Source organism: Cryobacterium arcticum, from assembly GCF_003185895.1.
Classification (GTDB): domain Bacteria; phylum Actinomycetota; class Actinomycetes; order Actinomycetales; family Microbacteriaceae; genus Cryobacterium; species Cryobacterium arcticum.
This window is the reverse complement of the sequence record NZ_QHLY01000012.1, coordinates 1,051,761-1,078,643: the sequence shown is the minus strand read 5'-3', so window position 1 is coordinate 1,078,643 and position 26,883 is coordinate 1,051,761. Positions and strand designations below refer to the sequence as shown.

The 26,883-nt window shown below is 67.6% G+C and carries 27 protein-coding genes; 22 read left to right on the top strand and 5 right to left on the bottom strand.

Annotated elements, in window-relative coordinates:
• Window positions 1-14: 14 nt before the first annotated feature.
• The 5 genes from CTB96_RS14740 (at window position 15) to CTB96_RS14720 (ending at window position 4,959) form a co-directional block, all read left to right on the top strand.
• Window positions 15-2,345: a transglutaminase TgpA family protein gene (locus tag CTB96_RS14740; protein WP_110127590.1), complete on the top strand. Its 2,331-nt coding sequence runs from the start codon at window positions 15-17 to the stop codon at window positions 2,343-2,345.
• Window positions 2,346-2,356: 11 nt separating this feature from the next.
• Entirely contained in the window at window positions 2,357-2,929 is a 573-nt protein-coding gene (locus CTB96_RS14735; RefSeq protein WP_248283389.1) for a YceD family protein, read from the top strand.
• Window positions 2,930-2,931: 2 nt separating this feature from the next.
• Window positions 2,932-3,135, top strand: a complete 204-nt coding sequence (gene rpmF / locus CTB96_RS14730) for a 50S ribosomal protein L32 (RefSeq protein ID WP_066596228.1) — start codon at window positions 2,932-2,934, stop codon at window positions 3,133-3,135.
• 140 nt (window positions 3,136-3,275) lie between these two features.
• Window positions 3,276-3,950: a ribonuclease III gene (gene rnc / locus CTB96_RS14725; RefSeq protein ID WP_110128509.1), complete on the top strand. Its 675-nt coding sequence runs from the start codon at window positions 3,276-3,278 to the stop codon at window positions 3,948-3,950.
• Window positions 3,951-3,987: 37 nt separating this feature from the next.
• Window positions 3,988-4,959, top strand: a complete 972-nt coding sequence (locus CTB96_RS14720; RefSeq protein ID WP_110127589.1) for an Fpg/Nei family DNA glycosylase — start codon at window positions 3,988-3,990, stop codon at window positions 4,957-4,959.
• Here CTB96_RS14720 and CTB96_RS14715 read toward each other — a convergent pair.
• Window positions 4,910-6,031: a GNAT family N-acetyltransferase gene (locus CTB96_RS14715; RefSeq protein WP_110127588.1), complete on the bottom strand. Its 1,122-nt coding sequence runs from the start codon at window positions 6,029-6,031 to the stop codon at window positions 4,910-4,912. The two genes, CTB96_RS14720 and CTB96_RS14715, sit on opposite strands and share 50 nt — an antisense overlap.
• A 165-nt stretch (window positions 6,032-6,196) precedes the next feature.
• Between CTB96_RS14715 and smc the strand changes: the two genes are divergently transcribed.
• The gene (gene smc, locus CTB96_RS14710) at window positions 6,197-9,721 is read left to right on the top strand and encodes a chromosome segregation protein SMC (protein ID WP_110127587.1); all 3,525 of its coding nucleotides are present in this window, start codon (window positions 6,197-6,199) and stop codon (window positions 9,719-9,721) included.
• 26 nt (window positions 9,722-9,747) lie between these two features.
• Here smc and CTB96_RS14705 read toward each other — a convergent pair whose 3' ends face one another.
• The gene (locus CTB96_RS14705) at window positions 9,748-11,211 is read right to left on the bottom strand and encodes an FAD-binding oxidoreductase (RefSeq protein WP_110127586.1); all 1,464 of its coding nucleotides are present in this window, start codon (window positions 11,209-11,211) and stop codon (window positions 9,748-9,750) included.
• A 217-nt stretch (window positions 11,212-11,428) separates the two neighbouring features.
• Here CTB96_RS14705 and ftsY point away from each other — a divergent pair, with 217 nt between their 5' ends.
• Window positions 11,429-12,304: a signal recognition particle-docking protein FtsY gene (ftsY, locus tag CTB96_RS14700; protein ID WP_110127585.1), complete on the top strand. Its 876-nt coding sequence runs from the start codon at window positions 11,429-11,431 to the stop codon at window positions 12,302-12,304.
• 9 nt (window positions 12,305-12,313) lie between these two features.
• Window positions 12,314-12,820 carry a DUF2004 domain-containing protein gene (locus CTB96_RS14695; protein ID WP_110127584.1) on the top strand — a complete coding sequence of 169 codons (507 nt, stop codon included), beginning with the start codon at window positions 12,314-12,316 and terminating at the stop codon, window positions 12,818-12,820.
• Window positions 12,821-12,889: 69 nt separating this feature from the next.
• Here the strand turns inward: CTB96_RS14695 and CTB96_RS14690 are convergent, their stop codons facing one another.
• The gene (locus CTB96_RS14690; protein WP_110127583.1) at window positions 12,890-14,404 is read right to left on the bottom strand and encodes an MFS transporter; all 1,515 of its coding nucleotides are present in this window, start codon (window positions 14,402-14,404) and stop codon (window positions 12,890-12,892) included.
• A 47-nt stretch (window positions 14,405-14,451) separates the two neighbouring features.
• Between CTB96_RS14690 and CTB96_RS14685 the strand changes: the two genes are divergently transcribed.
• A complete protein-coding gene (locus CTB96_RS14685; RefSeq protein WP_110127582.1) occupies window positions 14,452-15,069 on the top strand; it encodes a TetR family transcriptional regulator in 618 nt (205 codons plus the stop codon).
• Between the two features lie 24 nt (window positions 15,070-15,093).
• On the opposite strand, the gene CTB96_RS14680 is transcribed toward CTB96_RS14685, so the two are convergent.
• A complete protein-coding gene (locus CTB96_RS14680; protein ID WP_110127581.1) occupies window positions 15,094-15,405 on the bottom strand; it encodes a putative quinol monooxygenase in 312 nt (103 codons plus the stop codon).
• Between the two features lie 103 nt (window positions 15,406-15,508).
• Between CTB96_RS14680 and ffh the strand changes: the two genes are divergently transcribed.
• Both ffh and CTB96_RS14670 read left to right on the top strand, forming a co-directional pair.
• A complete protein-coding gene (gene ffh / locus CTB96_RS14675) occupies window positions 15,509-17,080 on the top strand; it encodes a signal recognition particle protein (RefSeq protein WP_110127580.1) in 1,572 nt (523 codons plus the stop codon).
• 69 nt (window positions 17,081-17,149) lie between these two features.
• On the top strand, window positions 17,150-17,938 hold the full coding sequence (locus CTB96_RS14670) for an LLM class F420-dependent oxidoreductase (protein WP_110127579.1): 789 nt from the start codon (window positions 17,150-17,152) through the stop codon (window positions 17,936-17,938).
• Between the two features lie 57 nt (window positions 17,939-17,995).
• Here CTB96_RS14670 and CTB96_RS14665 read toward each other — a convergent pair whose 3' ends face one another.
• On the bottom strand, window positions 17,996-19,141 hold the full coding sequence (locus tag CTB96_RS14665; RefSeq protein ID WP_110127578.1) for a glutamate--cysteine ligase: 1,146 nt from the start codon (window positions 19,139-19,141) through the stop codon (window positions 17,996-17,998).
• Window positions 19,142-19,479: 338 nt separating this feature from the next.
• Between CTB96_RS14665 and rpsP the strand changes: the two genes are divergently transcribed.
• From rpsP to CTB96_RS14610, 11 genes are all read left to right on the top strand, one after another.
• Complete coding sequence (rpsP, locus tag CTB96_RS14660) at window positions 19,480-19,896, top strand: 30S ribosomal protein S16 (protein ID WP_104166715.1); 417 nt, start codon at window positions 19,480-19,482, stop codon at window positions 19,894-19,896.
• A gap of 2 nt (window positions 19,897-19,898) precedes the next feature.
• Entirely contained in the window at window positions 19,899-20,135 is a 237-nt protein-coding gene (locus tag CTB96_RS14655; protein ID WP_066596208.1) for an RNA-binding protein, read from the top strand.
• Between the two features lie 21 nt (window positions 20,136-20,156).
• On the top strand, window positions 20,157-20,837 hold the full coding sequence (gene rimM, locus CTB96_RS14650) for a ribosome maturation factor RimM (protein ID WP_110127577.1): 681 nt from the start codon (window positions 20,157-20,159) through the stop codon (window positions 20,835-20,837).
• Between the two features lie 93 nt (window positions 20,838-20,930).
• A complete protein-coding gene (locus CTB96_RS14645) occupies window positions 20,931-21,788 on the top strand; it encodes a formate/nitrite transporter family protein (protein WP_110127576.1) in 858 nt (285 codons plus the stop codon).
• 11 nt (window positions 21,789-21,799) lie between these two features.
• Window positions 21,800-22,588, top strand: coding sequence for a tRNA (guanosine(37)-N1)-methyltransferase TrmD (trmD, locus tag CTB96_RS14640; protein ID WP_110127575.1), 789 nt, complete (start codon window positions 21,800-21,802; stop codon window positions 22,586-22,588).
• Window positions 22,589-22,598: 10 nt separating this feature from the next.
• Window positions 22,599-23,141, top strand: a complete 543-nt coding sequence (locus CTB96_RS14635; protein ID WP_110127574.1) for a hypothetical protein — start codon at window positions 22,599-22,601, stop codon at window positions 23,139-23,141.
• Window positions 23,142-23,344: 203 nt separating this feature from the next.
• A complete protein-coding gene (rplS, locus tag CTB96_RS14630; protein ID WP_110127573.1) occupies window positions 23,345-23,689 on the top strand; it encodes a 50S ribosomal protein L19 in 345 nt (114 codons plus the stop codon).
• Window positions 23,690-23,802: 113 nt separating this feature from the next.
• Window positions 23,803-24,549 carry a signal peptidase I gene (lepB, locus tag CTB96_RS14625; RefSeq protein WP_110127572.1) on the top strand — a complete coding sequence of 249 codons (747 nt, stop codon included), beginning with the start codon at window positions 23,803-23,805 and terminating at the stop codon, window positions 24,547-24,549.
• A 13-nt stretch (window positions 24,550-24,562) separates the two neighbouring features.
• Window positions 24,563-25,201 (top strand): ribonuclease HII, encoded by a 639-nt coding sequence (locus tag CTB96_RS14620; RefSeq protein WP_110128508.1) that lies wholly within the window; start codon window positions 24,563-24,565, stop codon window positions 25,199-25,201.
• Window positions 25,202-25,232: 31 nt separating this feature from the next.
• Complete coding sequence (locus CTB96_RS14615; RefSeq protein ID WP_110127571.1) at window positions 25,233-25,556, top strand: DUF2469 family protein; 324 nt, start codon at window positions 25,233-25,235, stop codon at window positions 25,554-25,556.
• 37 nt (window positions 25,557-25,593) lie between these two features.
• Entirely contained in the window at window positions 25,594-26,769 is a 1,176-nt protein-coding gene (locus tag CTB96_RS14610) for a dipeptidase (RefSeq protein ID WP_248283388.1), read from the top strand.
• Window positions 26,770-26,883 lie beyond the last annotated feature (114 nt).

Sequence of the window (26,883 nt, the reverse complement as noted above, 5' to 3'; positions counted from 1 at the left end):
CGCGCCGAGCTGGCGTGCGGTGGCCGCTCTCGCTCTCGCTGCTGGTGCTCTTGATGGCCGGCTGTTCAGCCCTCGGCGCCATCCTCTCCGGCTCCGCCTGGTGGCTGCTCCTGTTGATCGTGGCCGGGGTGGTCTTCGGCGCGGCCGCGGGTTTTCGCCGGTTCGGGGTTCCGGCCCCGGTGGTTCCGGTGCTCTCGTTCGGCGCCTTGGTTCTGGCGCTCACCCTGTTCTTCGGCGGCGGTACCGGGCTGTTGTGGCTGATTCCCACCGGAGACACGCTCGCCCGTTTCACCAGCCTCGTCACCGCCGGGCTGCGCTCGATCCAAACGCAGGGCACCCCGGCCGAGGTCCTCGACGGCATCCTCTTCCTCCTGGCGGTCGGGGTGGGCCTGCTCGCGATCCTGATGGACGGGCTGGCGATCGGGCTGCGCCTGCCGGCCCTGGCCGGTGTGCCCGTGCTCGTGCCCCTGCTTGCCCCCGGCTTCGTGGTCTCGGAGGGCGCCGATGCGGCGGCGCTGATCAGCACCGCCGCCGCCTATCTGCTCGTGCTGCGGGTCGAAATGCACCTGCGCGGCCTGTCGGCCAACAGGCAGGGCGGCGCCGCCGAGCTCGGAGCAACCGGGACATCGGGCGCTGTGCGGGGTGCTGTCATCATCGCGGCCATCGGCATCGTGGGCGCACTCGTGCTCAGCGTCGTTGTGCCCGTGCGCGACGGGGGAGCATTCGGTTCGCGCCCCAACAGCGCCTTGTTCAGCGCGGGGGTCAGCCCGATGATCGACCTCGGCCAGGACCTGCGCCGGCCCAAGGCCGGGCCGGCGCTGCATTACCGCACCACGGCCACAGAACCGCCCTACCTGGCCCTGCTGACCCTGGACGACATCAAGGGCACCAGCTGGCTGCCCAGGCCCGTCGAGGCCGACCCGGAGAAGAGCGTCGACGCCATCGCCGATCCACCCGGGCTTTCCGCCCAGGTCGCACGGACCGAAGCGATAACCAGCATCGGCATCGACGGTGTCAACACGGACCTCCTGCCCGTTCCCGTGCCGGCGACCAGCATCGCCGGCCTCACCGGACAGTGGTCGTGGAGCAACGAGACCCGGGCCATCTCCAGCTCGCGGTCCTCCACAGTCGGGCAGCGGTACACGGTGACCTCCCTCGAAATCCAACCCACCAGGGAGCAGCTGCGAGAGTCCGGCGGTCGGTACCCGGCCGGTATCGAACCGAGCCTGCTGGTGCCTGAGGACACCCCGGCGATCATCGGCGAGACCGCAGCGGCGGTGGCCCAGGGCACCGAGTCCAACTACGACGCCGCCGTCGCCGTGCAGGACTATCTGCGCGGCAACGACTTCAGCTACGACACCGAGGCGCCCGTCGAAGACGGCTACGACGGCGGCAGCGCGGAAGTCATCGCGACCTTCCTCGAGGTGAAGCGCGGCTACTGCGTGCACTTCTCCTCGGCGATGGCGCTGATGGCGCGCACCCTGGGCATCCCGTCCCGGGTCGCGCTGGGATACCTGCCCGGAACCCGGACCTCCACCGTGATCGGCGGCCTCAACCGTTACGACGTCACCAGCGATGACCTGCACGCCTGGCCGGAGCTGTACTTCGTCGGCGTCGGGTGGGTGCCGTTCGAACCGACTCCAGGGCGCGGTTCGGTGCCCGACTACGCGCAGCCGGAATCCTCCGGTACGTCCGGAGTGCCGACCGGGGGCGCCGCACCGGAGATCGCCCCACGACCCAACGACGATCCCGGCCTGCCCAGCGTCACGACCGACACCGCCGCGACGGTCGAAGAAGACCTGCCGGCCACGCTCTGGCGGATTGCGCTCGTGGCCATCGCGCTCCTCCTGCTCCTCCTCGTGCCTGGCGTGGTGCGCCAGCTGAGTCGTCGGCGCCGTCGGCGCCACCTGGCCTCTGGGCGCTCCGGCGCCCCTCTGGCGTGGCAGGAGCTGGCGGACACCGCCGTCGATCACGGTGTCCCCGTCTTCGACACCTTCACCACGCGGGAGCTGGCCGCGGACATTCGGGCACGCCCAGGTGTGCGCGACACGCCGGAGGCGCAGGATGCGCTCGATCGGCTCTTAGTGGCGACGGAGCAGGCGCACTACGCCCGCGGTTCGGTTGCCGGGCCCGGCCAGCCGGGAGCGGCAGGCACTGGGTTGTCGGCCGATCTCGACCTGGTGGTCGAGGCGCTGCGACGTGGCAGCACAGCCCTGGAGCGGGTACGCGCACTGTTGATTCCGGCCTCGCTGAGCACGTCGGTTCTGCGGCGAATGGGCCTGGCCCGCACGGCCCCGATGGGCGCCGATACTGCCGCGAACCCGCATCGCGCTGCGGACGCGTAGAATTTCCCGTTGTGAATAAGTTCAAGAAGACCCCGTACAAGGTTGACGTCCGTGATGTCATCAACCGCCCGGGCACCATGTACGAGCGAAACATCGACATCGTCGTTCCCGACGACCTCGGTGAAGCACTCGTTGCCGTAAAAGCCGGCTCCACGCTCGAGGCCGATCTGCGACTGGAATGCATCCACGAAGGCATCCTGGTGACCGCGGATGTGACCGGAAAAGCCGCCGGAGAGTGCGGAAGATGCCTGATTGACATCGAATTGCCTGTCCGAGTTCATTTTGTCGAGCTTTTCGCGTACGATCTAGACGAAGCTTATGAGTGTGCGGTTCAAGATGACCACGTGGATCTTGAACCACTAATCAGGGATGCAGTGGTGTTGTCACTGCCGTTCCAGCCGGTTTGCCGGCGGGATTGCCCAGGTCTCGACCCAGAGACCGGGGAGCGGCGTGCCACTTCCCCTGAACTTGAACCGAGTGACGTGCAGGATCCCCGCTGGTCCGCACTATTGGAATTCCAAGCTTCCGAAAGCATCAGCACGGATGACGACATCCATGCTGTACCGGATAGAGAAGAGAAGTAGTCATGGCAGTCCCGAAGCGCAAGCAATCACGCTCCAACACCCGTTCACGCCGTTCCTGCTGGAAGGCCGAAGCCCCCACCCTGGTGAAGACCATGGAAAACGGCAAGGTCGTCTACAGCCTCCCGCACCGCGCGAAGGTCGTCACGGATGCTGCTGGCACCGCACTGTTCATGGAGTACAAGGGCCGCAAGGTCGCTGACGTTTAGTCAGAGAATGGTGCGCCGCTGTGTCGAAGTCTGACGCCGGTTCCCGTCACACAGGGACTCCTGCAGCCCGCGCTGCAGGAGTTTCTGCTGTGCGCGGTGCCTTGCCGACCACCAAGACGGGACAGGGCTCTGCCCCGTCACTGTCGCGCCTGCAGGAGATCCTCGGTCTGCAGATCGACACCGGCCTGCTTGAGCTTGCGCTGACGCACCGTTCATTCGCTTACGAAAACGGCGGCCTGCCCACGAACGAACGCCTGGAATTCCTGGGCGATTCGATCCTCGGCCAAGCCGTGACCGTGATGCTCTACCGCGAGTACCCGTTGTTGAGCGAGGGCGACCTGGCCAAGCGCCGGGCCAGCCTGGTCTCCAGCGCCGCCCTCGCCGAAATCGCCCGGGGTATCGGCCTGGGCGAATTCGTGCGCCTCGGCAAGGGGGAGACCCTCACCGGCGGCCGCGACAAGTCGTCGATCCTCGCCGACACAGTCGAAGCCCTGATCGGTGCCGTCTACCTCGACACCGGCGGGGTCGCCGCCACCGGCTTCGTGCTGCGCTTGCTGCAGCCGCTGCTGACCGATCCCGGTCATTTCGGCATCTCGATGGATCCCAAGACGAGCCTGCAGGAAGCCGCCGCCCGGTTGGGTGCCGGGGTGCCGGTCTACGCCGTCGCCGAAAGCGGCCCAGACCACTCGAAGGTCTTCGTCGCGACAGTGACCGTGGGCACGAGCGTGACCGCCACGGGTGAGGGCACCAGCAAGAAGCACGCCGAGATGGCCGCCGCCCTCGACGCGTGGACCCAGCTGCGCACCCGCCGCTGACCGCTCACCCGTAGCCGCCCGCACCCCAAGGAGCGCCGTGCCCGAACTGCCCGAGGTCGAGGTGGTGCGTGCCGGGCTGGAACCTGCCGTCTCCGGGGCGCTCATCACCGGTGTCGAGGTCTTCGATGACCGCTCGCTCCGCCGGCACGACCTGGCGCTCGGCGGCTTTGAGCAGCTGCTTCGCGCCGCCCGCATCGACGCGGCCGTGCGCCGGGGCAAGTTCCTCTGGCTTCCGTTGCAGGTGCGCGCGGATGCGCCCGCCGACGCCTCGCCCGACCGGGCCATCGTGGCGCACTTGGGCATGAGCGGCCAGGTGCTGCTGCGCAGCCCCGGTGAGCCGGCCGAGAAGCTGCTGCGCATCCGTCTCAACCTCGAACACCCCGTACACGGCGAGTTGGCGCTGCACTTCGTGGACCAGCGCATCTTCGGCAGCATGGCCGTCGATCGTCTGCAGCCCACCGCTGACGGTCATCCCGCCGGGTTCTCCGGGCCCGGCATGGCGCCGGGCACGCCGCCCGCCGACGGCGCCGGCACGCCGGCCTGGGCCGGCCTGATCCCCAGCCAGGTGGCGCACATCGGCCGCGACCCGCTCGACCCGTGGTTCTCCGCTCCCGAGTTCTATCGTCTGCTGCGCCGGAGCCGGTCCGGAATCAAGCGGGTGCTCCTCGACCAGAAAGTGGTCAGCGGTATCGGCAACATCTACGCCGACGAGGCCCTGTACGAGGCCCGGGTGCACTTCGACCAGCCGGCCGCGTCCCTCTCGACGGCGACCGCCCGCCGCCTGCTGACCGCCGTCACGGCGATCCTCCTGCGCGCCCTGGCCGAGGGTGGCACAAGTTTCGACGCCCAGTACGTGAACGTGAACGGCCAGTCCGGCTACTTCTCGCACAGCCTGAACGCATACGGCCAGCACGGCCGGCCGTGCCCTCGCTGCGGCACCGAGCTGGTCCGGGCCAAGTTCATGAACCGGTCGTCGCACTACTGCCCGCGTTGCCAGCGGCTGCGCTGACCCGCCGCCAGGCGCCCTCGTACCCCATCGGCACGAAGCCCAGGGCCTCGTTCACATCGAGCATGTATCGGTTCTCCTCTGCGTTGAACGTGGTGACCACGGTCTGTTCCGGATGCTGTAACGCCAACTGCCGCAGGTTGGCGGCCTTCACGAGCATGCCCAGGCGGTGGCCGCGGTGTTCCTTGAGCACGAGGGTGTCCTCCTGGCTGACGGCCCGGCTCGGGTCCGCCGGCACCGATAGCTCGGTGAAACCCGCGAGCCGCCCGCTCGGCCGGTGCATCGCGGCGGCCACGAGCGCGATCCGCGGGCCCCGCGCGCTCGCCTCCTGCTCGGCCACCAGGCGTTCGACGCTCCACACGTCTTCCGGTTCTTCCAGACCTGCGGTGGGCGCATCCGTCGACATGCGGGTGTAGAGCAGCGCGAGGTCCTCCAGCCACCGCTGGGGAGTGCGACCGGTCCAGACGAGCGCGGTGTAGTCGGAACCGGCCGCGGCCTGCGCGTCGGCGAGGGTTCGGTCGAGGGCGTGGACATCCAGCGGCAGCGGCAGGCGGCTGCCGCGTTCCACCTGCTCCAGGCTGTACCCGTGACCGAGCAGAAAACGCACCTCCGGGTTCCACCGGGGCACCGAGCCGAAACCGCTCCTTGCGACCAGGCGCCGGCCGGGCGCATCAGGTGACACCGCGTAGACGATCCGGTTGCTGCGCCCCTCGGCGTCTGCCCTGGACTCCAGCAGCTGCGTCAGCGCTGTGCCGATGCCGTTCCGACGCCACTCCGGCAGCACCTCCACGGTGAACCACGCGAATGGGCTCGATGGGTCGGCCAAGGTCTCGTACAGGGCTCTGGCGACGATCCGGCCGTGCACCTTGGCCACGAAGAGGTGCCGGGGAGAGTGCTCGAGGGTGAGCCAACTGGGAAAGACCTCAACGGCTGTGAACCCGAGCACATCGGTGCCATAGGCATCAGTTTCGATGGTGTTGCGCACCAGCACGGCGGCTTCGAAATCCGCCCAGCCCGGTGCGCCCGGTTCCGCCGGAACGGCTACCTCGTCGATGCTGAACACCGGGCTCTCCATGTCCGCAGAGCATAGACCCAGCCCGAGGGGAACGACAGGCTCCCCGGGTGAGGAAACCGGGCCGGTCGCGGCCCGTCCAGCGGGCCGTTCCCAGTAAACGACCGGGAGTCCGGTACCGTGGGTACCAGTACGTTGTGGTCCACGAATGCGGGAAGGACGGGCGCGTTGTACCTGAAGAGTCTCACCCTCAAGGGTTTCAAGTCCTTCGCACAATCGACGACCTTCGCTTTCGAACCCGGTGTCACCTGTGTGGTCGGCCCGAACGGCTCCGGCAAGTCCAATGTGGTCGACGCGCTCGCCTGGGTCATGGGGGAGCAAGGGGTCAAGACCCTGCGTGGCGGCAAGATGGAAGACGTCATCTTCGCCGGCACCTCTACCCGAGGCCCGCTCGGCCGTGCCGAGGTGACCCTCTCCATCGACAACAGTGACGGCGCCCTGCCGATCGAGTATGCCGAGGTGACCATCTCCCGCACCCTGTTCCGCAACGGGGCCAGCGAATACGCCATCAACGGCCGCACCTGCCGGCTCCTCGATGTGCAGGAACTCCTCAGCGACTCCGGGCTCGGCCGGGAGATGCACGTCATCGTGGGCCAGGGCCAGCTGGATGCCGTGCTGCGCGCGAGCCCCGAGGACCGCCGGGGCTTCATCGAAGAGGCCGCCGGCATCCTCAAGCACCGCCGCCGCAAGGAGAAGACGGTGCGCAAGCTCGAGGCGATGCAGGCGAACCTCACCCGCCTCAGCGACCTCGCTGGGGAGATCCGCCGCCAGCTCAAACCACTCGGCCAGCAGGCCCAAGTGGCCAGGGAAGCCCAGCAGATCGCCGCGACGGTGCGCGACGCCCGCGCCCGGCTGCTCGCCGACGATGTCGTCACACTCCGCGGCGCGCTGGACACCCACGGGCGCACCGAGAGCGAACGGCACTCTGAGCGCATCGTCCTGCAGGAACAGCTCGACCACAACCAGGTGCGGGTGCGGCGGTTGGAAGAAGCGCAGGTCGGTGACGCCGTCGACCTGGCCCGACGCACGGCCTTCGGGCTGGAATCCGCCCAGGAACGGTTGCGCAGCCTGTACACCCTCGCCAACCAGCGCTTGGCGTTGCTGGGTTCGCAAGCCGAACCCGCCGAGCGCTCCTCGAGCGTCTCTCCGCAGCGGGTGGCCGACGCCGCGGCCGAGGTGACCCGCCTGCGAGCCGGCATCACTGCCGCCGAAGAGGCCTGGGCCACAGCCCGAACCGGCACGGCCGCCGTGCGGCGCGATCTGGATGCCGTCGACGAGGAGATCTCCGCCCAGTCGGCGCTCGTCTCCCGCCACGACCTGCAGGTGTCCCAGCTGGCCGGCCAGTCCGACGCCGCCGCCTCCCGACTCGCCGCGGTGCGGGGCGAAGTGCTGCGGCAGCAGAACGCCCTCGATGCCGCCCGCGACAGACTCGCCACCGCCCGCGCGCAGCTGGACGCGCTCGATTCCGACGACGACGGCGACGACCCCGACGTCGACCTCGACGAGGTGCTCGAACTGGCACAGGCCGAGGTCACTCGTGCCGAGAGCGAGATCGACCGGCTGCGTGAACTGCTGCACGACCAAGAGCGTGAACGTGACGCCCTGGCCGCCCGCACCGGCGCCCTCAGCCTCGCCCTCGGCCAGAAGGACGGCTCCTCCGCCCTGATCGATGCCAGGCTGACCGGCATCAGCGGGCTCGTCGCAGAACGGATGCGGGTGCAGCCCGGCTTCGAACGCGCCATTGCCGCCGCGCTGGGGTCGCTCGCCGACGCCGTCGCCGCAGACGACAGAGGCGCCGCCGTCAGTGCGCTCGAACACGCGGGCCTGCACCACCTCGGCCGGGTCGAACTCGTGCTCACCGGGGCAACGGAACGGCCAGCAGCGCTAGGCGGGGCCGAGACCGCCCCTCCCGGTGCGGTTGCCGCGGCCACCGTGGTCGACGCGCCGGCCGGCATCCTGGGCCTGCTCGCCGACACCGTCATCGTCGACGACCTCGAGACTGCCGTCGCGGTGGCGGATGCGCTCCTGACCGGCGCGGCCCGCCCGGTCACCGTGATCACCCGGGCCGGCGACGTGCTCACCGAGCACGCCCTGCGCGGCGGATCCGGCGCCGCACCCAGCAAACTCGAACTCGTCACCGAGCGAGACACGGCGGAGAATCGACTGGGCGAGGTGACATCGCAGATCACCCGGCTCTCCGGCGACCTCGGCGAACAGCGCACGATGCTCGCCACCGCCAAACAGCAGGCGACGACAGCCTCCGCGGCACTCCGGGAGCGCACCAGCCGCGAGACGGCCAAGTCGGACCGACGCAACCGGTTGACCGTGCAGGCGGATGCGGCGGCCGCGGAGTTCGACCGCCTGTCCGCCGCAGCGGACGCCGCCGCCGCCGGAGTCGCCGAGGCCGAGAGCGCCGCAGAGCGCAGCCGTGCGGCGCTGGACACGCAACGTTCCCAACCGCGCCCGATCCTCGACGTCAGCGCCAGGGACCTCCTGGCTGCCGAACTGGACCGGGCACGGGAGCGCGAGATCGAAGCCCGGCTGCAGGTTGACACCGCCCGGGAGCGCCTGCGCAGCGGAGAGGCACGGGTTGCCTCACTCACCCGGCAGTTGGAAACCGACCGGGCAGAGGCCGACGCTGCCGCCCGCCGGGCGGTCATCCGGCGCCGCCAGGTGGATGCCGCCTCCGGTGTGGCCGACGCCTTGCCACCCGTGCTGGCCTCCGTGGACAGCGCCGTCGCCGACGCCCGCCAGCGGCTGGCCGCCGCCGAGGCGGAACGCGCCAGCCAGAACGACGAACTCAGCGGCCTGCGCCGCGCAGAGAGCGGCCTGCGCACCCGGCTGCAGGCCGTCACCGAGAACGTGCACGGGCTCGAGCTGCAGATTTACGAGAAGAAACTGCAGTTGTCGGCGTTGCTCGAACGCGCCGCGAACGAGCTGGGCCTCGTCGAGGACGTGCTCGTGGCCGAGTACGGTCCAGAGCAGCCGTTGCTCGCGGCCGACGGTGACGACCCCGAGCCCTATGACCGGGCGGAGCAGCAGTTGCGGTTGGCGGCAGCGGAGCGCAAGTATGCCAGGCTCGGCCGGATCAATCCGCTCGCCCTGGAGGAGTTCGCCGCCCTGGAGCAGCGGCATGCGTTCCTGACCGAGCAGCTCACCGACCTCACCACCACCAGGGCTGACCTGCTCACGATCATCGACGACATCGACGTCAAGATGGGCGCCATCTTCGCCAGCGCCTTCGATGACACCCAGGCCGCATTCGCCGAGGTGTTCCCGGTGCTCTTTCCGGGCGGCAGCGGCAGCATCTCGCTCACCGACCCCGACCACATGCTCACGACGGGTATCGAGGTGTCGGTGAAGCCGGCCGGCAAGAAGATCGAACGGCTGTCGCTGCTGTCCGGCGGGGAACGCTCCCTGGCCGCGGTGGCCCTGTTGATCGCGATCTTCAAAGCGAGGCCGAGCCCGTTCTACATCATGGACGAGGTGGAGGCCGCGCTCGACGACGCCAACCTGGGCCGGTTGCTGACCATCTTCGAAGACCTGCGCACCACCAGCCAGCTCATCGTGATCACCCACCAGAAACGCACCATGGAGATCGCCGACGCGCTCTATGGTGTGTCGATGCGCCAGGACGGCGTGTCGGCGGTGGTGGGCCAGCGCATCGTGCGTGAGGACGAACAGGCGTCCTGACCGCACGGGCCGGCGGGCGCGGAGTCTCAGGTCTGGTCGTCGTTCCCGGCCGGCAGCGGATGGTTGCTGCGGAACAGGTTTCCCGGGTCGACCCTGCGCTTGATTTCGGCCAGCCTCTGCAGGGCGGCGGGTTCGAACGCGTGGCTGAGATCCTGCCCGGTGGTGAGTAGCGAGGGCACGCTGCGCTGAATGCTGACGGCCTGGAGGGTGTCTTCCAGCGGCTGGAAGAGCAGGTGGGAATCGGCCTCAGACGGGGCAGGAGCGCCGGGCGGCAGGACCGCCGCGGCGAAGAGCAGGAAGCCCGCGTCCAGGTGTCCGACGACCCCGTCTGCGCCGTGACCGGCATCACCGATCAACCCGCCGAGTGGCCGCAGCTGAATCAGGGTGAGACCGGCGTAGCTCGCCGTGTGAAACGCCCCGACCAGTGCAGCGATGGTCGCCGAGTCCAGTTCGGTGACCGCTGTGCCCCAGTCCAGCGCGGCGGATGGCTCCTGGGGCTCCGCCGACACATCGCCCAGTTCACCGATCGGGAACGGTCGGGTGAAGTTCGCGATCACCGGCGCGATCGACAGCAGGGGCGCGAGGAGGGCCTCGCCGGCCTCCGCCGACCCCACGAACACGGCGTCGACCTGGGTGAAACTCCTCCCACGCAGCATCTCCGGGACCTGTTCCACGTCGGGCATATTGATCAGCCCCAGGAACAGGCTGAGCTCGGGCGGCGCATCCAGCAGCACCTCCACGGCGGCCTCGAGCACCACCTCAGCCGACTCGGCGGGGAACAGCAGCTTGCCGCCGAACAGCTCGGCGGCGGGGTAGAGGTCGATCTCCAGCGTTGTGACCACCCCGAACAGGCCGGCGGCGCCGCGCAGAGCCCAGAGCAGGTCGGCATCGCTCTCGCGGGTCACGCGACGCAGCACGCCGGACGCGTCGACGAGCTCGACGGCACGGATGGAGTGGGCGGCGAGGCCCTTCCACCGGCTGAACCAGGAATGCCCGCCCGAGAGCAGGTAACCGGCCACGCTGACGTCGGGATTGGTGCCGGCGAGGGCGATCAGGCCGCTGCCGTTCAGACGGTTCAGCAGCGTTCCCCAGGGAACCCCGGCGCCCACCCGGGCGAATCTGCCCACGACGTTCACAGTGATCTCGTCGAAGGCGCTCGTGCGCACCAGGATCTGCCCGGTCAGGCCATCGCTCGGGCTGTGCCCCCTGGGTTGCGCGGTGACGCCCAACCCACCGGCTGCGGCCGTAGCGATGATCTGTCGCAGGTCTCGCACCGAGCGTGGAAAGGCGACGGCGCTGGGCTGCTGGTCCACGGCCAGGTTCCAGGCGGTGCGGGCGTCGTCCCAGCCGACGTCGCCGGGAAGCACAACCGTGCCCTCGAGCTGGCCGGCCAGTGCGGCCAAGGTCGGACGGGCACCGGTGGCAGGGCCGGTGGATGCAGTGCCTGTGGAGGCAGCGCCGGACGACGAGGAGTCTGGGGTGGGGGACATCGGGCATCCTTTCGACGGGTAGCTCGCCTGGCAGGCTGCGCCGCGAACGACGCGCCGGACGACGCGCCGCGGACGCTGCGGCGTCACCCGCGAAGATACCCAGCGCCCCAGCCAACCGCCACCCCGCAGGGGCCAAACCAGGAACACCGGGCGAACAGGGGGTACCGCTCTAGCGTGCGGGTGCGCGCGGCAGTGCTCTGCCGACTAGCCTTGGACCATGGCAGAACGCACCCCGTGGTCCCTTTCCGGCGCTTTGCGCGGAATGTTCGCGAAGAAGACGATCGACGCAGACACCTGGGACGACCTCGAGGACGCGCTGATCACTGCCGATTTCGGTCCCGATGTCACCGACGCGATCGTCAAGGACCTGCGGGCGAAGGTGTCGCGGTACAACACCACAGACCCCAAGGACCTGCAGCGGATGCTCCGCGAGGGCATCGAGGAACGCCTGTCGGTGCTCGACTCCACCCTCAACCTCAGCGCCCGGCCCGCCGTGGTGCTGGTGGTCGGCGTGAACGGGGTGGGCAAGACCACCACGATCGGCAAGTTCGCCAAGTTCCTGCGCGTCTACGACCGCAGCGTTCTGATCGGTGCTGCAGACACCTTCCGGGCCGCGGCCGTCGAGCAGCTCGCCACCTGGGCCGACCGGGCCGGCGCCCAGATCGTGAAACCGCAGGCCCAGGGCCAGGACCCGGCATCCGTCGCTTTCCAAACCGTGGAACGCGCGATCAACACCGGCACCGAGATCGTGATCATCGATACCGCCGGCCGGCTGCAGACCAAGGGCGGGCTCATGGACGAGCTCACCAAGATCCGACGGGTGATCGAGAAGCAGACCCCGATCTCCGAGGTGCTGCTCGTGCTCGACGCCACCACCGGCCAGAACGGCCTCGCCCAGGCCGAGGCCTTCATCCAGCACGCCGGGGTGACCGGCCTTGTCCTGACCAAACTCGACGGCTCGGCCAAGGGCGGATTCGTGCTGGCTGTGCAGGAGAAGACCGGTATCCCCATCAAACTCGTCGGGCAGGGTGAGGGCATCAACGACCTCACCGGGTTCACCCCGCACGTCTTCGCGCAGAACCTCGTCGGATAGGACGCACTCATGACCATCGAACACGACTTCTTCGGAATCCTCGGCAGCGACGACGACAGCGGCGAGGTGTACTGGTCCGACACCGCCGAGCTCGGCGACCAGAACGTCGAGATCGACGTGAGTTCGCCCGAGGAAGACACCGTCACCGTCGAGGCCCTCGACATCGTGGCCGCCATGATCAACGCCCTCGAGGACCTCGACTCGCAGGCTCGGGAGTCCCTCGTGGCCGACCTGAGCGCCGAGGTGTCAGTGACCAGCCAATTCATCACGGCCCAGTTCGAAGAACTCGACGAAGAAGTTCTCGAGGACGCCCTGATCTGGGACTCCGGTGACAAGCAGATCGACTTCCTGCGCTCCATCCAACTGCAGCGCATCGGCTTCCACCCGCACCACATCGGCAACGACCAGCACTTCGCCGTGCTCGACTATTCGATCAGCCCCAATGACACCGATGCCCTCCTCGTCGTCACCCTCGACGTGCACGGTGACACCATCGCGCTGTCCATCGAGGGCTGAACGTTCCGCGTTGACGCCGAAGGCCCCCCGGAAATCCGGGGGGCCTTCGTGGTGGTGCGGGTCTTCTGATCAGCCCAGGTGCATGGCCGGCTCGGTGCCGAGCAGGTCCTGCTTCTTCGGGCGCACCATGAAGAACGACACCGGCGACGCGAGGAACACGCCGACGGCGGCCCAGAAGAACGCCGCCTGGTAGCCATCGACGAAAGCTTCCAGCTGGGCGACCGGGGTGCCGTCACCGGCGGCGAGCGATGCCGCCACGGCGGAGGTGTACAGCACCGTGAACACGGCGGAGCCGATCGACCCGCCGATCTGTTGCACTGCGGTGACCGCGGCGCTGGCGGCGCCGGCGTCGTGTGCGTCGATGCCGCTGAGCGCGACGTTCTGCAGCGGCACGAAGATCATGGCCAGGCCGAGGCCCATCAGGATCAGGCCGGGGAGGACCTCGACGACATAGCTGCCGTCGACGGTGATGCGCGACAGGTAGAGCAGGCCGGCAGCGACCACGATCGGGCCGACGGTCATCGGGATGCGCACACCGACGCGAGGCAGGAACTTCGAGAGCGTCGTGGCGCCGACGATGATCATCGCCGTCATCGGCAGCGAGGCCAGCCCGGATTGCAGGGGCGAGAAGCCCAGCACGATCTGCAGGTGGAAGGTGAGGAAGAGCAGGCCGCCGAGGAGCGCCGCGCCCGTGAGCGTGCCGGTGATGAATGCGCCACCGCGCACCTTGTTCGCCAGGATGCGCAACGGCAGCAGGGGGTGGTTCGAGCGACCCTCGACGAGCACGAAGAGCGCCAGCAACACGACGCCCAGCGGGATGAAGACCAGCACCTGCCAGGAAGACCAGCCGTTCTCGGCCTGCGCGAAGCCGAAGACGAGGGAGCCGAGGCCCAGCGCGACCAGGATGGCGCCCGGCACGTCGTAGCGGGTGTTTCCGTGCGCCTTGCTCTCCTTGATGATCGGGATCGCGGCAGCAATGGCCACGATGGCGATCGGCACGTTCACGAGCAGGCACCAGCGCCAGCTGGCGTATTCGGTGAGCACGCCGCCGAGCACCAGGCCGACCGCGGCGCCACCACCGGCGATCGCGCCGTACACCGAGAACGCTTTGATCCGGTCCTTGCCGCTGGGGAAGTTCACGGTGAGCAGCGCGAGTGACGCCGGCGCGAGAAGCGCGGCGAACAGGCCCTGCAGGCCGCGCGCGGCCAGGAGCTCCCAGGTGCTCTGGGCGATGCCGCCGAGCACCGATGCGACGGCGAAGCCGCCCATACCCACGATGAACGAGCGCTTGCGGCCCCAGTAGTCGGCGATCCGTCCGCCGAGCAACAGGAGCGCTCCGAAGACGAGCGCGTACAGGGTGACGACCCAGGTGCGATCGCCGTCGCTCATGCCGAGGTCGGTCTGTGCGTGGGGGAGGGCGATGTTGACGATGGTGCCGTCGAGCACGACGGTGAGCTGGGCGAGAGCCACGATGGCCAGGAGCCACCAGCGACGAGGATCGGTCGCGGACTGCGCCGGGGGAGTAGACGATGCGGATGTTGGGGTGGAAACCGGGGGGACGCCGGTCGCGCTCGATTGTGACATTCGAGCACTCTACCAAACGAACTAGTTCGTTTTGATACACTGGCAGCATGAAAACCGAGGCACACCGCACCGGGCAGCGGGGGGACGAGACCGAGCCCACCCGCCAACGCATCCTCCTGGCCGCGCGCAAGGAGTTCGCCGCCTTCGGGCTCGCCGGCGCTCGGATCGACCGCATCGCTCGCGACGCGTCAGCCAGCAAGGAGCGGCTCTACGCCTATTACCGCAAGAAGGAAGAGCTCTTCAGCGCGGTTCTCGAACTCAACCTGCTCGAATTCGCCCATGCCGTCGAACCGGGCGACGACGCTGGGCTGCCCGAGTTCGCCGGTGCCCTGTACGACCACCAGGTGCAGTTTCCCGAACACCTGCGCATGATCGATTGGGCGCGCCTGGAAGGCGAGGAGATGGTGGCACCGTCGATCGAGATCGTCGAGGAGTTCCACTCCGAGCAGGCCCGGCGCATCGTCGCCATGCAGAGCGCCGGGGCGGTGGACCCGGCGTGGGACCCTGAGCATCTGTCGGCACTGATCTTCGGACTCGTCACCTGCTGGCTGCATGAACCGTCGTCGGCCCTGGTACCGCACGCCGTCCCGGCTGCCGCGGCGATCTCTGCCCGGCGTGCGAGCGTGGTGCGCGCCGTGCAGCGCTTGATCGAGCCTTCACCCTGACTCAGGTGACGTGAGTGAGCGTGGCTACTGGATGGTGCCCTTGGTGGGGTCGCCGAGCGGCACGTTCTCCAGAACGCTCACGTCGGTGGGGCCGCTCACGTGGTCGGCGAGCAGCGCGTTGAGTTCGGTGATCGGGGCGCCGGCGGCGTGGGCAGCCAAGTCCGCCTGGCTGGTCCAGCGCTCGACCATGATGACCTGGTCAGCGTCGTGGTGCAGCGCGTAGAGCTCGCATCCGGACTCTTCATGCACCTTCGGTGACACGGCCGCGAAGGCCTCGATGACGTTCTGGATGTGGCCTTCCAGCGGGGTGATGACGGCGACGACGACAACTGACATGACTGCTCCCTAAGCTTCAACGCGAGTCTCCACCGTAGCTGTCGGGGCATGATTCCGGCATGTGGGCCAGAGGCGCATTGGATCCGGTTAAACTAGGACCACAATGGCTACTTTTGGAAACCTCTCAGATCGCCTCGCCGAGACGTTTAAAAATCTCCGCACCAAGGGCAAGCTCAGCGCTGCGGATGTCGACGGCACCGTCCGCGAGATTCGTCGCGCGCTCCTCGACGCCGACGTGGCGCTCGAGGTCGTCAAGGACTTCACCGGCAAGGTGCGTGAGCGTGCCCTCGGTGATGAGGTCAGCAAGGCTCTGAACCCGGCCCAGCAGGTCGTGCAGATCGTGAACGAGGAACTCATTCAGATCCTCGGCGGCCAGCAGCGCCGGCTGGAGTTCGCGAAGAAACCGCCGACGGTCATCATGCTGGCCGGCTTGCAGGGTGCCGGTAAGACGACCCTCGCCGGCAAGCTGGCCAAGTGGCTTGCCAAGGACGGCCACACCCCGATCCTGGTCGCCGCCGACCTGCAGCGCCCGAACGCCGTCACCCAGCTCGAGGTCGTCGCGGCCCAGGCCGGTGTCGCTGTCTACGCTCCGGAGCCCGGCAACGGTGTCGGCAACCCGGTCAAGGTCGCCCGCGACGGTGTCAAGTACGCCCAGCAGAAGCTGCACGACGTTGTCATCGTCGACACCGCCGGCCGTCTCGGCGTCGACGCCGACATGATGAAGCAGGCCGCGGACATCCGTAAGGCCATCGATCCCGACGAAGTGCTCTTCGTGATCGACGCCATGATCGGCCAGGATGCCGTGGCGACGGCCCGGGCCTTCCAGGAGGGCGTGGACTTCACCGGTGTTGTGCTCTCCAAGCTCGACGGTGACGCCCGCGGTGGTGCGGCCCTGTCGGTCGCCTCGATCACCGGGCGCCCGATCATGTTCGCCTCCACGGGTGAGAGCCTCGACGACTTCGAACCGTTCCACCCCGACCGCATGGCCAGCCGCATCCTCGACCTCGGTGACATCCTCACCCTGATCGAGCAGGCGCAGGGCGCGTTCGATGAGGACGAAGCCCGCAAGATGGCCGAGAAGTTCTCGACCGACAGCTTCACCCTCGACGACTTCCTCGGCCAGATGCAGCAGCTGCGCAACATGGGCTCGATCAAGAAGATGATGGGCATGCTGCCCGGCGCCGGCGCCATGAAGCAGCAGCTCGACAACTTCGACGAGCGCGAGATCGTGCGCACCGAGGCCATCATCCAGTCGATGACCAAGGCGGAGCGGGTCACCCCGAAGCTCCTCAATGGCTCCCGTCGGTTGCGGATCGCGCGCGGTTCAGGCTCGAGTGTCACCGAGGTGAACCAGCTGGTGCAGCGCTTCGAGCAGGCCGCGAAGATGATGAAGACCGTGGCCAAGGGCGGCATGCCCAACATCCCCGGAATGGGCCCGATGCCCGGCGGCATGGGCGGCAAGCGTCCGCAGGTGCAGCAGAAGAAGAAGGGCTCGAAGTCGGGCAACCCGGCCAAGCGTGCGGCGGAGAACGCCGCACTTGCCGCCGGTGAGAAGGTTGGCGGAGCACCCGCCGCCGGCGGGTCCGGCTTCGGTCTCGGCGGGGGAGCGAAGGCCCCGGCCGGGGGCCCGACGCCCGAGGAGATGGCCGCGCTGCAGAAGATGCTCGGCCGGTAGCGGTGGCCACGGCGTCCAGTGTTGCTGGGGCGTGACGTTGAGGCTGCGGGCTGGCCGTAGGATTCTGCAATGACCACTCTCCAGCCACGCCCGGTGCGCCTCGGCGTACAGATCGCTCCCCAGCACGCTGACTACACCTCGATCCGCAACACTGTCGCGGCCGTCGAAGCCCTTGGCGTGGATATCGCCTTCAACTGGGATCACTTCTACCCGCTGTCGGGCGACCCGGCGGGCCTGCACTTCGAGTCCTGGACGCTGCTCTCGGCGTGGGCGGAGCAAACCAGCGTGCTCGAGATGGGCGCGCTGGTGAACTGCAACAGCTACCGCAACGCCGACCTGCAGGCCGACATGGCGCGCACCATCGACCACATCAGCGGCGGCCGGTTCATCTTCGGCACCGGTTCCGGATGGTTCGAGCGTGACTACGACGAGTACGGCTACGAATTCGGCACTGTCGGTACCCGTCTCGATGCGTTGGCCGAGAGCCTGCCCCGGATCGAAGCCAGGTGGGCCAAGCTCAACCCCGCACCGGTGCGCGACATCCCCGTGCTCATCGGCGGCGCCGGCGAGAAGAAGACCCTGCGCATCGTGGCCGAGCATGCCGACATCTGGCACTCCTTCTCCACCCCGGAGGTGCTCACGCACAAGCTCGGCGTGCTGGGCACCTGGTGCGACACCGTGGGCCGCGACATCAACGAGATCGAGATCTCCACCGAACTGCGCGGCAAGACCACGGAAGAGGCCGACGAACTCTACGAGCTCGGCACCACCCTCTTCACCCTGGGCATCTCCGGCCCCGCCTACGACCTGGCCCCGGTCGAGGACTGGGTGGCCTGGCGAGACGCCAAGAACGCGTAACCCCCTCCCGCGAGCCGTGAGTAAAGCCCCAGGAATCCGAGATTTCTGGGGCTTAGCTCACGGCTCGCGAGGTGCCAGGCCGTGCTTGAGCTCGCTGCTGAGGGCGGCGACCACCGCGGGAAGGCTGCCGTCGTTCGCCGCCGCCACGGCCAGCTGACGCTGGTAGCTCGCACCGGCGTCGAGGATCAGGTGCAGCTGCAGCAATTCGGGCAGGCAGCCCAAGCGCTCGGCGGTGGGGGTGAGCACCTCCACCAGGCGGCGCACCTCATCGGTGACCATCCGCTCAGTACCGGTGGAGTTCACGATGATCTCGGCCGCGAGCCCGTAGCGGGCGGCCCGCCACTTGTTCTCCCGCACAAACCACGGCTGCATGGTGGGAACGGGGCGGCCCTCGTCGATCTCGGTCGACATCCAGTCCACCAGGCATTGGATGAGCGCGGCAATCGCGCCGAGTTCCTCCACGGTCGAGACGCCGTCGCAGGCGCGGATCTCGATGGTTCCCCAGCGCGGCGACGGGCGGATGTCCCACCGCACCTCGGTGGCGTCCTCGATGATCCCGGTCACGGTGAGGTCTTCGACGTAGCCCTCCCACGCGGCCCAGTCCTCGAGCCGCCACGGCAGTCCGGCCGTGGGCAGCTGCTGGAACATCTGAGCGCGGTTGGAGGCGTAGCCGGTGTTGACGCCGGCCCAGAACGGACTGGACGCACTCAGGGCCTGCAGGTGCGGCACGAAGCTGAGCATGCCGTTCAAGATGGGGATGACCTTGTCGCGGTCTTCGATGCCCACGTGCACATGGATGCCCCAGATCATCATGTTGCGCCCCCACCACTGGGTGCGGTCGATGAGCTTGTGGTAGCGCTCCTTGTCGGTGACCTGCTGGTCGAACCACTGCCCGAACGGATGCGATCCGGCACAGATCGGCTCGACACCGCGGGGCTCGGTGATGGCCCGCACCTCGGCGACCTGCCCGGCCACATCGGCGACTGCCCCCGCCACTGTGTGGTGCACACCGGAGACCAGCTCCACGGTGTTGAGCAACAGTTCGCCGGTGATGTGCGGGTGCGGAGCGCCATCCGGGCCACGAAGGGCGTCAAGGACTTCGTCCGCGATCGACACGAGGTCGCCGGTCTCGCGGTCGACGAGGGCGAGTTCCCACTCGATCCCGATGGTCGACCGCTCCGAGGATGCGAATTCGAGTCCCACTGTGTGCCCCTCCGCAAGTTGACTGCCCCGGGCGGGGCGATATGGCCCAATCCTGACAGCTAATGCACCCGGCCGCGGCCCGGCACGCTCCACCACGACGCAACAAGTCGCCGGCGGCCCACCGGTCCGTGGTCCGGAGTGAAGAGCCCGGCGCGATAAACTGGGGCTGTCGAATCTCGATTATCACAAAGTGGTCGATGTCTGACACAATGATTAGTCGAGTTCTGTTGTGCCCGACCCTCTAATCCGGCGCAACACGAACCTTATTGAGCTTTTGCCGAGTGTGCCCCCACGCTCACGGCTGTCAGTTCGCCAAACATCTAATACACAGGAGAATTGTGGCTGTCAAAATCCGTCTGAAGCGCATGGGCAAGATTCGTGCGCCGTACTACCGCATCGTTGTCGCCGACTCGCGCACCAAGCGCGATGGTCGTGTCATCGAAGAGATCGGCATCTACCACCCCACGCAGGAGCCCTCCGTCATCGAGGTCAAGTCCGAGCGTGCCCAGTACTGGCTCTCCGTCGGCGCACAGCCGACCGAGCAGGTTGCGGCACTCCTCAAGCTGACCGGCGACTGGGGCATCTTCAAGGGCGACAAGAACGCCGTCTCCACCGTCAAGATCAAGGAGCCGAAGGCTGCCTTCGTCGCCGACGAGAAGAAGAAGCCGGTTCTGAAGCCCAAGGCTGAGAAGCCCGCGGCCAAGGTCGAAACCGAAGAGGTCGCCGCTGAGGCCACCGAAGAGGACAAGGCGTAATCTTGCTCGCTCCCGCGCTTGAGCACCTCGTCAAGGGAATCGTTGATCACCCGGACGACGTGCACGTTGTAGCCCAGAACTCACCCCGTGGCGAGGTGCTCGAGGTTCGTGTGAACCCCGAAGACCTCGGTCGGGTGATCGGCCGCGCAGGTCGCACCGCCAAGGCGCTGCGCACTCTCGTGGCCGCTCTGGCCGACGGCAAGCGCGTGCGGGTCGACGTTGTCGACACCGACTTCTGATCGGGCAGTGATTAGCCCCTCATGAGCGACGACAGCACGATCCCGGCCACCCAACTGCGGGTGGGGCGCCTCACCAAGGCCCATGGCCTCAAGGGCGCCATCAAGCTGGAGCTGTACACGGACGACCCGGGACGACGTTTCGTCCCGGGCGCCGTGTTCACCCTCCAGGTGCCGACCAGCTCACCCTGGCACGGCAAGACCATCGAACTCGTCGAGCTGCGCTGGTACAACCAGCACGCCGTCGGGTTCTTCAAGGGCGTGCCCGACCGCGAGGCCGCCGAGACCCTGGCCAAGGCGATCCTCTGGATCGACCAGGACTCCGCCGAGCAGACCGACGAAGAAGACGCCTGGTACGACCACCAGCTCGTCGGCCTGGCCGTCGTGCGCGACGGCGTGCAGATCGGCACCCTCACCCGGCTCGAGCACCTGCCGGCCCAAGACCTCCTGATCGTGAAGACCGCCGCCGGCGAGGTCATGATTCCCTTCGTCAAGGCGATCGTTCCCAGTGTCGACGTCAAGGCCGGCGTCATCACCATCACCCCGCCCCCCGGACTGCTCGAAGAGCTGCCGGAAGAGCCGGACGACGAACCTGTCACCGACGCCGCCGATGCCGCGCAGGCCGAAGAACCAGCTTCACCGACCGACCCCGAAGTTTCACCAGAACCGGCAGCGACGCCGACTCCCGACGCCCAGGACGCATAGACGCGCCTCGGCCACATCACGGGGAGAGGCGCGCCGCGCCACACCTACTTCACGTTCGTATAGATCGCGGCCGTTGATGAGGAGTACCGTCGCATGTCCTATGTGAAACCCGACCAGTTGATCGATTCGCTCGTACACTCCGGGGTCGTCAAGTCCAACCTTCCCGCCCGGCAGATGTTTCTGCGCGGAATGCTGTCGGGCGCGATCCTCGGAGCGGCCACGACGCTGGCGCTCACGGCGGCGGCCCAGACCGGCCTGCCGATCGTGGGCGCGTTGGTCTTCCCGGTCGGATTCTGCGTGATCCTGATGCTCGGCCTCGAGCTCGTCACCGGCAGCTTCGCGCTCATCCCGCTGGCGGTGCTCGAAGGCCGCACCACGATCGCCAAGGCGGCCAAGAACTTCGGCATCGTGATCCCGGCCCACCTCGTGGGCGCCGGTCTCTACGCCCTGCTCTACACCGGTGCGATCACGTATCTCGGTACCGACACCACCGACCCGATGATCCAGGCCATCATCCACATGGCCGAACACAAGGTGCTTCCGTATGAAGCGGTCGGCGCCGGCGGCATCCTGGTCGTCGTGGTCAAGGCCATGCTCTGTAACTGGATGGTCGCGCTCGGCACGATCATGTTCTACACGTCCACCTCCGCCGCGGGCAAGATCCTCGGCATGTGGCTGCCGGTGCTCACCTTCTTCGGCCTCGGTCTCGAGCACGCCGTGGTGAACATGTTCGTCATCCCGGCCGGCATGCTGCTCGGCGCCGATATCAGCTTCGGCGAATGGTGGGGCTGGAACACCGGCCCCGTGCTGATCGGCAACTTCCTCGGCGCGGTTCTGTTCACCGCTCTGCCCCTCTACTTCTCGCACCGCAATACCGTCAACCGTGCAGCAGCCCTGCACGACGACGATGAGGCCGCGAGCACGCCGGAGCTCGCCGGCGCTCACTCGTAGACTTAGCCGTTATGCGCATCGACATCGTCAGTATCTTTCCGGAGTTCTTCGGTGTGCTGGACATCTCCCTTCTCGGCCGGGCCCGTCAGGCCGGTCTGATCGACCTTTCCGTGCACAACCTGCGCGACTTCACCCACGACAGGCACAACACCGTCGACGACACGCCGTACGGCGGCGGAGCCGGCATGGTGATGAAGCCGGAGCCGTGGGGTGAGGCGCTGGACAGCATCCTCGCAGCGTCACCGGTTGGCGAGGCCGGAACAACGGATGCGGCGGCCGATGGCGGGCCGGTGCTGATCTTCCCGTCCCCGGCCGGTGACCAGTTCACCCAGGCGATGGCCCGCGAACTCGCGGCCGAACCGCACCTGGTCTTCGGCTGCGGGCGCTACGAGGGCATCGACCAGCGGGTCGTCGACCACTTCGCCACCCGCGGCCGGGTGCGCCTGGTGAGCCTGGGCGACTACGTGCTCAACGGGGGAGAGGTCGCCGTGATGGCCATGATCGAAGCCATCGGGCGGCTCATCCCCGGCGTCGTCGGCAACCCGGAGAGCCTCGTGGAAGAGTCCCACGAAGACGGCCTGCTGGAGTACCCGAGCTACACCAAGCCGGCCAGCTGGCGGGAGCTCGACGTTCCGCCCGTGCTTCTCAGCGGCAATCACGGCGCGATCGCCACCTGGCGCCGCGAGCAGCAGATCGAGCGCACCCGGCGGGTGCGGCCCGACCTGCTGCCTCCCGAAGCTGCGGATGCCGCCCTTCTGCCCCCAGCGAACTCAAAGTCTCGGCGCGGCACACGCGGGTAATCTGGGGAACGTGATTCTTCGCAAGGCCTTCTACTACTGGCAGTTCGCTGCCGTCGTCGTGCTGCCGATTTGGCTCATGGTCGCCGCCTCGATTTTCAAGACGACGGCCTGGCAGGTGCTCGGCGCCACGTTCGGGGCCCTCGCTATCGGCTTCGGGCTGCTGGTGGTGAGCCTGCTCTTCATCGCCCGCAAGGAAGTTCGGCTCGAGAAAGCCGTGTCCTGGGCGGATGTGGGTGTGCTGACCGTGTGGCACGCGCTGATCGTACTGATGGGCATCTACTCGGTGACCGCCCCGTGGATCTCAGTGCTCGTCGTGCTGGTCGGCCTGGCCGCATTCTGGTTCGCCGTCTGGGAGCTGTTCGACGCGGCGCGGAAGCGCGTTCGCGAGGCCATGGTCTACCTCGACGAGACCGCCAGATTCGGCACCGTTCCGGCCGGCCCGTCGCCGTTCCCGACCATGACGAACCCGTCGGCGACCCGCTCTGAGCGTCCGACTGCGGCCTCGGTCGATCCGTCGGTGATCATCATCCAGGAAAAGCCCTCCGAGAACTGAGTCACCTCTCGGCGTCCTTTTGCTCTGGGACCCACTTTCGTGGCAGAATAAGCGTTTGTGCCACCGCTAGCCTCTGCCACAGGGGAGCTGCATCGATATTGGCACGCACACACTCACTTGGTCGCCACCGGTTCGCTATCTGCGAGCAGGCGGGGCGCCACTAAAAAGTGCTCGACCTGTGGCGGGTACAGAGAGCGAAGAACATGCATATTCTCGACCAGGTTGACGCGCCTTCACTGCGTTCAGACGTCCCGGAGTTCCGCGCCGGCGACACCGTCAAGGTTCACGTGAACATCGTTGAAGGTGCACGCTCCCGTGTGCAGGTCTTCCAGGGCGTCGTTATCGGCCGCTCCGGCGAAGGCGTTCGCGAGACCTTCTGCGTGCGCAAGGTCAGCTTCCAGGTCGGCGTCGAGCGTACCTTCCCGGTGCACTCCCCGGTGATCGACCACATCGAGGTCGTCACCCGCGGTGACGTGCGTCGCGCGAAGCTGTACTACCTCCGCGGTCTCCGTGGCAAGAAGGCCAAGATCAAGGAAAAGCGCGACTAAGACACTCCGCATCCGGCGAAGCGGTCAGGTTCAACCCTGAGCGTTTTCGCAGGTCGCTGGATTTCCCCCTGAGCTCCTCCCCGCTAAACTGGGCGAGGAGCTCAGGCGGTTAAATGACAGACAACACTCTGCCCTCGCGATCGCATCGCCTGGAACCAGATTCGCCGCGCAAAAAGCGCGGCATCGCGATCTTCATTCGCGACCTTCTCATCATCTTCGTGGTGGCGTTGCTCATCTCGTTCCTGATCAAGACGTTTCTGGTGCGCTCGTTCTACATCCCCTCCGGGTCGATGGAAAGCACGCTGCTGGTCAACGACCGCATCATCGTGAACCAGCTCGAGCCCGGCCTCATCCCCATCTCCCGCGGCGACGTCGTCGTCTTCCGCGATCCGGGCGGATGGCTGCCGCCGCAGGTGCCCATCGAGCAGAACCCGATCGTGGCCGCCCTGGATTGGACACTGTCCGTGGTCGGGCTGTCCGCACCCGACAGCAACGACCACTTGATCAAACGTGTCATCGGCCTGCCGGGCGACCACGTCGTTTGCTGCAACACCCTGGGTCAGATGAGCGTCAACGACGTTCCCCTCGTGGAGCCCTACGTGCTCTTGCCGGTCGGGCAGACCAGCGTTTCCAAGGACGCATTCGACGTTGTCGTGCCGGCAGACTCGCTCTGGGTGATGGGTGACAACCGATACGACTCGCTCGATTCCCGCTACCACCCCACCACTCCGGGCAAGGGCTTCGTGCCGATGGACAACGTCGTGGGCCGCGCCATGCTGATCAGCTGGCCGGTGTCCCGCTGGGGCTGGCTGGATGACTACCCCGAGGTGTTCCGCGGGGTCGAGGAAACCGAGAAATGACCCGCTTGCGATGATGGCTGTTGTTGAGCCCACCCTCGCGGTGGAACTGGAGATGCTCGCCGCCGGTGCCAGTTGTGTGATCGGCTGCGACGAGGTGGGTCGTGGCGCCCTCGCCGGTCCCGTCGCCGTCGGAGTCGCCGTGATCACCGCCGACGTCGGAGCGTTCCCGGTGGGCCTGCGGGATTCGAAGCTGCTCAGCGAACCGCGCCGCGAACTGCTCGCACCCCTGGCCGCCGCCTGGGTACGTCACAGCGCCGTGGGCCTCGCCTCCGCCCAGGAGGTCGACACCGTGGGCATCATCGCCGCCCTCGGCCTGGCCGGAAAACGGGCGCTCGCGCACCTGCATGCGGACGGTGTGGACATCGTCGGTGGGGTCGTCTTGCTGGACGGCAACGACGACTGGCTGAACAAGGCGCTCAGCACGCCGTTGTCTGTCGTCACCCGGATCAAGGCCGATCAGGACTGCGCATCGGTGTCGGCGGCATCCGTGATCGCAAAGGTGCACAGGGACCGGCTGATGATCGCCGCCGACCTGAGCTACCCCGGCTACGGCTGGAAGGGCAACAAGGGGTACGGCAGCGCCGAGCACATGAACGCGATCGGTACGCTCGGGGCGAGCGAGCACCACCGGCTGACCTGGCTCAAAAATTAGGTCGAGCTTCAGCGCGTAGGATTGGCTCACCATGGAAGAAGAAGAATTCGAGGACTACGACCGCGAGGTCGAGTTGGCCCTATACCGCGAGTACCGAGATGTAGTGGGGCAGTTCCAGTACGTCGTCGAGACCGAGCGCCGCTTCTACCTGGCGAACGAGGTCGAGTTGGTGCGCCGCGACACTGAGCACGATTTCTACTTCGAACTGACCATGAAGGACGTCTGGGTGTGGGATGTCTACCGCTCCGACCGTTTCGTGAAGTCGGTGCGAGTGCTCACGTTCAAGGACGTCAACGTGGAGGAGCTCGCGTCGAAGGACTTCGAACTGCCCAAGGAACTCGCGCTCGACGAGTAGCCCGGCGCTCTCGCCGCACGGCTGCTAGCGTGTGCGGATGACAGCTCGCAACCGTCCTTCCCGCACCGGCACCGCAGCAGCGGAGACCGGAACGGCAGTCTCGAACGCCGCGCGCCACCGTATGGTTCCCGCCGGCGCTACGGATGCCGGCGCGCGGGTGGCCGCGGCCCTCGACCTGGCGCCGCTCATCGACGGGCACAACGACTGGGCCTGGGAATGCCGGCTCAACCGGGACTATTCGGTCGACGGGCTCGACGGGGCGTTGGCCAGTGACACCGACATCGACCGGTTGCGCGCGGGCCGGGTGGGCGGCCAATTCTGGTCGGTGTTCGTCGAAGACACCCTGGCCGGCGCCGACGCCGTGCAGGGCACCCTGGAACAGATCGACTGGGTCTACCGGCTGGCCGCGCGCTATCCGGACACCTTCGTGATCGCCCGCAGCGCGGCGGATGTCGAGGCCGCTCGGGCAAGCGGTCGCATCGCGTCGCTGCTCGGCGCCGAGGGCGCGCACTCGGTGAACGACTCGCCCGCGGTGCTGCGCATGCTCGCCCGGCTGGGCGTGCGCTACCTCACCCTGACCCACGTTCACAACACCAGCTGGGCCGACTCCGGCACCGACGAACCCGTGCACGGTGGCCTCACCGAACGTGGGGTGGAGTACATCCGCGAACTCAACCGCCTGGGCATGCTCGTGGACCTGTCGCACGTATCGCCGGCGACCGCGCACGCGGCCCTCGACGTGACCACGGCCCCGGTGATCTTCAGCCACAGCTCCTGCGCCAGCGTGACCGCGCACCCGCGGAACGTGCCGGACAACGTTCTCGCCCGTCTCGCCGACAACGATGGCGTGGTGATGGTGACGTTCGTGCCGCAGTTCATCTCGGCGGAGTACGCCGTCTGGTTCGCCGGTGACAAGTCGACGCCCGCACCCCGGGTGACCCTGACCCACGTCGCCGACCACGTGGAGCGGGCGCGGGAGATTGCCGGCATCCGCCACATCGGCCTGGGCGGCGACTTCGACGGCACCGATGATTTTCCCGAACTGCTCGAGGGCGTCGACGGTTACCCGGCATTGTTGCTCGAACTGGCCGAACGCGGCTGGAGCACCGCTGAACTGGCGGCGCTGGCCGGCGCCAACGTGCTGCGTGTGCTGCGCCAGACGGATGCCGCCTTCGCCGGCGACGATTCCGCTCTCACCCGGCTCACCCGCTGACGGTGAGTCGCGGCCTCACGCGGCGAGCCGGTGGGCGATTTGTGCAGTTCGCTCTCAGGGAATTGCACTCGATTCGTGATGATCGGCCCGCTCCGATTCCGACACTTTCGGCGT